This window comes from Pedobacter sp. 10L46_2 (assembly GCF_056395165.1).
Genome location: NZ_JBFTIZ010000439.1, coordinates 1 through 3,708 on the forward strand (window position 1 = coordinate 1; position 3,708 = coordinate 3,708).

Annotated in this window: 6 protein-coding genes; 2 read left to right on the top strand and 4 right to left on the bottom strand. The window is 40.0% G+C overall.

Translation table 11 applies throughout. The features are described 5' to 3' along the window. Positions 1 to 38 precede the first annotated feature (38 nt). Entirely contained in the window at positions 39 to 962 is a 924-nt protein-coding gene (locus AC1DDX_RS26395; protein WP_477622921.1) for a Gfo/Idh/MocA family protein, read from the top strand. Between the two features lie 59 nt (positions 963 to 1,021). Further along, on the top strand, positions 1,022 to 1,399 hold the full coding sequence (locus AC1DDX_RS26400) for a c-type cytochrome (protein WP_048904159.1): 378 nt from the start codon (positions 1,022 to 1,024) through the stop codon (positions 1,397 to 1,399). A gap of 52 nt (positions 1,400 to 1,451) precedes the next feature. Here the strand turns inward: AC1DDX_RS26400 and AC1DDX_RS26405 are convergent, their stop codons facing one another. The 4 genes from AC1DDX_RS26405 to AC1DDX_RS26420 all read right to left on the bottom strand — a co-directional run. Further along, positions 1,452 to 1,868 (bottom strand): DUF1801 domain-containing protein, encoded by a 417-nt coding sequence (locus tag AC1DDX_RS26405; protein ID WP_172660835.1) that lies wholly within the window; start codon positions 1,866 to 1,868, stop codon positions 1,452 to 1,454. 314 nt (positions 1,869 to 2,182) lie between these two features. Beyond that, positions 2,183 to 2,434: a hypothetical protein gene (locus AC1DDX_RS26410; RefSeq protein WP_477622922.1), complete on the bottom strand. Its 252-nt coding sequence runs from the start codon at positions 2,432 to 2,434 to the stop codon at positions 2,183 to 2,185. Continuing rightward, entirely contained in the window at positions 2,397 to 3,242 is an 846-nt protein-coding gene (locus tag AC1DDX_RS26415; protein WP_477622923.1) for a hypothetical protein, read from the bottom strand. The genes AC1DDX_RS26410 and AC1DDX_RS26415 overlap by 38 nt, the downstream gene beginning before the upstream one ends. Then, positions 3,229 to 3,708: RNA polymerase sigma factor (locus AC1DDX_RS26420; RefSeq protein WP_477622924.1), on the bottom strand; the 480-nt coding region annotated here is incomplete at its 5' end. The genes AC1DDX_RS26415 and AC1DDX_RS26420, both read right to left, overlap by 14 nt.

Here is a 3,708-nt window from a genome sequence, read left to right on the forward strand (position 1 = left end):
TGTGAGTTATGAGGACTTGCTTAAAGATCCTGATGTAGATGCAGTTCACATCAATACACCTCAATACACCCATACAAAATCATGCAGAGCAATCTATTGCTGCGCTAAGGGCCGGAAAGCATGTGGCTTGTACAGTGCCAATGGCGACTACTGTTGAGGAGTGTCGTCAGATTGTTGAAGCGGTAAAAGAAACCGGTTTAACGTATATGATGATGGAAACAGTTATTTACAGTCGCGAATTTCTATTTGTAAAGGAGCTTTATGAAAAGGGGGACCTGGGCAAAATACAATTCTTAAGAGCTTCCCACCAGCAGGAAATGGCAGGCTGGCCGGGGTATTGGGAAGGTTTGCCACCAATGCATTATGCAACACATTGTGTTGGCCCTGTACTGGCTTTACCAAAAGCACAGGCAGCATATGTTTCTTGTTTTGGTTCTGGAAAAATTGATGATCATCTGATTGAAAAATATGGATCTCCATTTGCAATCGAAACTTGTCATATCAAATACCGTGATTCAGATTTGTCTGCGGAAGTTACCAGATCGCTGTTTAATACCGCGAGACAATACCGAGAGAGTTTTGACGTGTATGGTTCTAAAAAATCGTTTGAGTGGACGTTGATTGAACATGAGGATAGTGTAATCCATACCGGTGAATCTCCTGAAAAAGTTAAAATACCAGACTATGCGCATCTTCTTCCCGAGGAAATTCAGCATTTTACCACTGCTGGTGTTTATGATTCTGAGGAGAACCAGCATCTATCGTTTATCCAGGGGTCTGGCCATGGAGGTTCGCATCCACATCTTGTAAATGAGTTTTTAAAAGCTTTAACTGAAAACAGGGCTCCCTATCCTGATGCTCAGGAATCTGCCAACATCACTTGTGTTGGTATTTTGGCGCATGAGTCGGCAATGAAGGGTGGAGAAATAATTCCTTTGCCAGATTTCACGTTTAAATCATAAAAATTAGTTTATTTGCATTATCAAATGAACCGAACTCAATTAATTTTAATGTATTGAATATGAAAAAGAGCTTTGTCTTTTTAATTTGTTCTGTTTTTGCAGTATGCACAAGCGGATACGCACAAACTAAGAAAACCGGTAAGGGGGCTAAACCGGCATCTAGTGTTTTATCACCTGCAGATGTTGCACAGGGAAAAGCACTGATTACAAAATCAGACTGTTTTGCATGTCATAAGCCAACTGAAAAATTAGTTGGACCGGCATACTCAGATGTTGCAAAGAAATATCCTGCAACACAGGCAAACGTTACTTTGCTTGCTAAAAAAGTAATTAAAGGTGGAAGTGGAGTATGGGGCGAAATCCCTATGGCACCTCACCCATCTGTAACTCAGGCCGACGCCGAGAAAATTGTAAAGTATATACTTTCTACTAAGTAATAACTTAACCTAAAAGCGGGTGTATCATACCAGGATGCACCCGCTTTTTATGCTAATTGGTTTCTACCAACTTAAGCCATTCCGTAATTATTGTCTTTAACGAATCCTGTTTGGCTTTAACATCATCCATATCTTTAAACCTAACCAGTCTTCTGCCATCTGTAAAATTTCCTTCAAGCAATCCACTGGTATCATTAACTTTTGCCCCAGTAGGAAAAACCAGCAAGATATTGCCTTTATGGAGGTTTACCACTACGATATCTCTTTTATATTCTTTAGGATCGAACGGTTTCATTGGCCCTGTATAATAAAAGCAGGGCGAATTCCATTTTATTTGTTCTGCAATTTCTTTATCTGTGCTTAAAATAATCTGCCTTATATATTGAGTTGCGGCTGCTATGGGTGCTTCTAATCTTTTGATGTGTGCACTTACCTTATTTGAATTTGTGGCGGTTTTAGATATAGTCATATTTTGAGATGGTTGATTCTGATTCAATGCTTAGTGCAGCAATTTAATACAGCAAATTTATATTGCAAAAGCAGATTTAATGCGGTGCGTAAACGACATTTTAAAGGGCGATTTGTGACAATTTAGAACATATAATAAACTGGGATGAGCTTTAAATATAAGTAATTATATTAAATTATATGGCTTAGGTAGCCTAGATTTTACGGCAGGTAATCCGGTGTAAATAAAATAGGCTTATGGCCGATTGAGCTGTAATTGAGGAGATGACATTGGCAAAAGAGCAGCCTACCATTTATCATAGCGATAAGTAAGTTCTATTTGCGCCCGGATTTGGGAAATAAACCCAGATTCAATGAAAAGGCAACACCCGTAGATTTTAATCTGGCATTGCCATTTCCAATTCCCGTAAGCGGTAGCTTTATAAAAGGTTGTACCCCAAAGCTCAGCGAGTTGGTTATTCTGCGCTCAAAACTTAAGGATAAGTTGGCTACACCAAAAATGTGCTGGTTCTGATTCTTGATTTCAAGTTCAGAAACCTTTTGTGCCCCTCCCTGCGGTCCCGCCATAATTGTATAGCTTTCTTGAATAAACAGCGCCAGTGGTTACGCTAATTTTATCGGTAACTGCATAAGTGGCAAGCACCCCTATGTTGGAGCTTACTTTGGTATCCACATTCCTATTCGAAGTCGAAATATCTGGCGCTGCCATAACAGATAATGTAAGTGCGCTTCGTTTTGCGGTAAAGCTTGGTGGCAGTGGCTTATTGTCTTTCTTTTCAGGAGTATCAGTTTTTGTAGCAGGCCCATTGGTTTGCGCTAAAACATCAGCTTTCTTGCCCGTCGGTAAGCTGTCAACCGGAGTAACAGTTTGTTTATCTTCTCTTTTTGGTGTTACTGCCTCAGCAATGAGTTCCCGTTTCTTGTTTTCTTTAACTGAAGAGGTGTCAGGAGTAATAATAAGATCCTGACTGCGGTTTATAACCTGCGGGGTCTCAACGTAGTTATGATCTATATTTTTAACAGGCGGCTTAATAATCTGTTCAACAGCAACCGCTTCCGGATTTGTTTTCACAACAACGCCGGTATCTGTGCCTAAGGGCTTATTGTTTGCAGGTTTCTCTTTTTTTGATTCAACTATTTCCGTTTTTTTAGGTTCCTTAATTACATGGTCTGACCCCGAAAAATACCAGAACAAACCAACAACCAATGCAGCGGCAATGCCACTTGTAGCATACAACCAAAATGGGATAACCCTTTTCTTAGCACCCGCGTCCAGTTTCTGTTCCATCTTTGCCCAGTCCAATTCATTGAAAGGGATTTCAGGATCATTCAACCCATCTCTAAACAGCTTATCTATTCCATTATCTTTTTCCATCTACAGCTATTTTGTTTTGTAAAGGCACTTCATTTTGAGTACTAAAGTTATTAAAATATACGTCCCCAGACCTGGTTCCACCCGCGGAACTAAGCCTTTCTTGCAGCTTTTGTCTTGCTTTAAATAAATTTGATTTCGATGTCCCTACCGATATATTTAAAAGTTCCGAAATTTCTTCGTGTGAGTATCCGTCTATGGCAAATAAGTTAAATACAGTTCTGTATGCGGGGGGCAATCCCTGAACCAGTACCAGCAGATCTTTATAGGCCATTTGCTCGTATACTTGCGCAGGCCCGCCCATGTCTTCGTGTTCACTCAGCTCGTCGTGATTTGAAAACTTCAGGCTTTTCCTGTAATGGTCAATGGCGGTATTGGTTATAATCTTTCCAAGCCATGATTTAAAGGGCTTTTCGGGGTCATATTTTTCAATATGTGTAAACACTTTCATGAACCCACTATTCAATAC